3 protein-coding genes are annotated in these 2,858 nt (G+C 70.5%); 2 read left to right on the top strand and 1 reads right to left on the bottom strand.

Annotated features, from left to right (window positions below; translation table 11 throughout):
* Nucleotides 1-56: 56 nt before the first annotated feature.
* Nucleotides 57-593 carry a DUF6233 domain-containing protein gene (locus ABZY11_RS43745; protein ID WP_356484510.1) on the bottom strand — a complete coding sequence of 179 codons (537 nt, stop codon included), beginning with the start codon at nt 591-593 and terminating at the stop codon, nt 57-59.
* A gap of 201 nt (nt 594-794) precedes the next feature.
* Here ABZY11_RS43745 and ABZY11_RS43740 point away from each other — a divergent pair, with 201 nt between their 5' ends.
* Together ABZY11_RS43740 and ABZY11_RS43735 are read left to right on the top strand one after the other, a co-directional pair.
* Nucleotides 795-2,165 (top strand): IS1380 family transposase, encoded by a 1,371-nt coding sequence (locus ABZY11_RS43740; RefSeq protein ID WP_356484509.1) that lies wholly within the window; start codon nt 795-797, stop codon nt 2,163-2,165.
* A gap of 215 nt (nt 2,166-2,380) precedes the next feature.
* On the top strand, nt 2,381-2,773 hold the full coding sequence (locus ABZY11_RS43735) for a sigma factor (RefSeq protein WP_356484508.1): 393 nt from the start codon (nt 2,381-2,383) through the stop codon (nt 2,771-2,773).
* The last annotated feature ends 85 nt before the right edge of the window (nt 2,774-2,858 follow it).

Raw genomic sequence — 2,858 nt, 5'->3', positions numbered from 1 at the left:
GTTGCGCGCCGGGCACGGCCGCCGCGCCAGCGCCGCCGACGGTGCGGCGGCCGGGGTCAGGAGTCGTCGGGGGCGGAGTCGGTGATGTGGTCGAAGCCGCGGAGCAGAGGCGTCAGCTCCTGCGCGGCTCCGCACAGCGTGCACAGCCGGGTGCCCGGATGCTCTGCCGCGTCCAGGGCGCGGTCCACATCAAGCAGCGGCGCTCCCGCCGGTGCTTCCTCGCAGTCCGGTGCGTGCAGGACAGAGCGGGCCGGGCCGCAGCCGTCGCGCACCTTCCCAAGCAGCCACCCCGAAGGCCGGCGCTCCCCGAGGACCTCACGGACCACCGCCTGCGGTGACCGCTCCAGCTTCTCGGTGACGACCTGGTCGTAGTCGACGCCGTCGACCGGCCGTACGTGTTCGGGGGCGCGCACCCACACCCGGTACTCCGCCGCCTCCACACCGCCGTCCTCTCGATCTCGGAACGACGGCAACCCCACCACAAGGTAGACCCAGCCCGTCTCCGTTTGCCGCCGCCTCCACAGCCGCGCCACGACTTCCTGCTGCTCGGTCCCGAGCAGGGGATCGGCGGGCAGCACGACCCGAACCGGCACAGGCGCGGGTTCGGCAGCGTCCTCGGAGGGCGTAGTCACGGCCCCACACTAAGCCTTGATCCACCGATGAACAGCCGGTCCAGGGCTTGGACATGAAGGCGCGGATGCCCTCTGAGCTGGGACGATGGGACTTCCTACGGTTCCATATCCACAGAGCAGGAGAGCACCCGCGAGATGTAATCTTCCCATGCCGCTTCGGCGGTGTCGGCCGCGTTCGACGATCAGAATCTCATCGCGGATGCCGGGCTGGTCCGGGTGATGCGGCTGGCCGAACGGTGCGGGCTTTCGCGCCTGGTGTCGGAGAAGGTGATGCTGACCGGGGCGGCAAACGGTGCGGGTGCAGCAGCCGACGTCAAGGTCACCAGCATCGTGGCAGGCATGGCCGCAGGAGCCGACAGCATCGATGACCTGGACATGCTGCGCCACGGTGCGATGCCGACCGTGTTCCGAGAGGTCCGTGCCCCGTCCACACTGGGCACGTTCCTCCGCGCGTTCACCCACGGTCACGCCCTCCAACTGCACGCGGTGCACCGCAGGTTCCTCGGTGCGCTGACCGCGCACACCCCGCTGCTGCCCGGCTCGGGCGAGAAGGCGTTCATCGACGTCGACTCCACCCACAAACGGGTCTACGGCCGCACCAAGCAGGGCGCCGAGTACGGCCGGTTCAAGGGCATCCGCACCCTGCACCCCCTGCTCTCCACGATCTGCACCCCCACCTCCCGGCCGGTGATCGCCACCGTGCGGATGCGCCGCGGCAAGGCAGCCGACTCCCGCGGCGCCCCGAAATTCGCCGCCGAGGCCCTGGCCACCGCGGCCGAGGCCGGCTGCACCGGCCTACGCGTCCTGCGCGCGGACTCCCAGTTCTACAACGCCGGGGTCATCGCCGCCTGCCGCCGCAACGGCGCCCACTTCTCGATCACCACGGGCATGAACCCCTCCATCAAGCGGGCCGTCGCCGCCATCCCCGACACCACGTGGCAGCAGATCACCTACCCCACCGCAGTCCCCGACCCAGAGACCGGAGAACTCATCTCCGACGCCGAAGTCGCCGAGATCCCCGCATACACCGCGTTCACCGGGCGCAAGAAGAGCGAGCAGGTAACGGCCCGGCTGACCGTGCGCCGGGTACGCGACCTGGCCAAACCGCTCACCACCGGCGAGCAGGGCGAGCTGTTCCCCATCTGGCGCCACCACCCGTTCTTCACCGACAACCCCGCCCCAACCCTCCAGGCCGAGCGGGAACACCGCCACCACGCCGTCGTCGAGCAGGTCATCGCCGACAGCAAAGCCTCCGCCCTGGCCCACCTGCCCTCGGCACACTTCCACGCCAACGCCGCCTGGCTGACCCTGTGGGCGATGGCCTACAACCTGCTGCGCGCCGCAGGCGCTCTGGCCGGCGCCTTCCACGCCAAGGCCACCACCGCCACCCTGCGCGCTCACCTGGTCCACGTTCCCGCCCGGATCGCCCGCTCCGCCCGGCGCCGCACCCTGCACCTACCGCAGCGATGGCCCTGGCAAGACGCGTGGGCACAACTGTTTGCCACCGTCCACGCGCCGCCCGAGACAACCTGACGCCACTCCCCACCCCGCCCGCCAGGGCCCGACCCAAGCCGAATCGTGGAAAAGCTGGGCAGACCAGCGGATACACCCTGTCCGCACTCAGCTGACAGTCCGAGGCCCCGCCCCAAAAACCCTCGTAGATCATTTCGAAACCACGTCGGTGAATCGAGGCTTAGGGGTGAGAGCGGTTCGCGAGAGCGCGGCCGGAAGGGGAGGACACGGATCGCATGGGCGCGTTCGGCGGCAGACACGACGACCGGCTGGCGGAGTTCCAGGAGTTCGCGAGCACGGCCGGCCCCTGGCTCTTCCGTACGGCGCTGCTGCTGACCGGCGGGGACTGGTACCAGGCGGAGGATCTGGTGCAGACGGCGCTGGCCAGGGCCTTCGCCTCCTGGGGACGAGTGCGGCGCGCGGACAGCCGGGACGCCTACGTCCGCACCGTCCTGGTCCGCGTCCATCTCTCGCAACGGCGGCTGCGGCGCAGCACGGAGCGGCCCGTCGAGGCGGTGCCCGACAGTGCGTTGGACGTTCATGGCGACCCGGCCCTGCGCGTGGCACTGCTCGCGGCCCTGGCCCAGCTATCGCCCAAGGACCGGGCCGTGCTGGTGCTGCGTTACTGACTTCGGCTGGCTAGGGTGACGTTGGGGTGTCGACGGCCAGGCCGGTGCCGGCTATGAAGCCGTCGAGGGTGTCGGGCCGGTACTG

Origin of the sequence: Streptomyces sp. NPDC006510, from assembly GCF_040611955.1 — a bacterium.
Classification (GTDB): Bacteria; Actinomycetota; Actinomycetes; order Streptomycetales; family Streptomycetaceae; genus Streptomyces.
The sequence above is the reverse complement of the archived record's forward strand: the minus strand, read 5'-3'. Positions and strand labels throughout refer to the sequence as shown.

Excerpts from the sequence above, each read along its gene's own strand:
- ABZY11_RS43735 (WP_356484508.1), top strand. The coding sequence starts at position 2,381 with ATGGGCGCGTTCGGCGGCAGACACGACGACCGGCTGGCGGAGTTCCAG.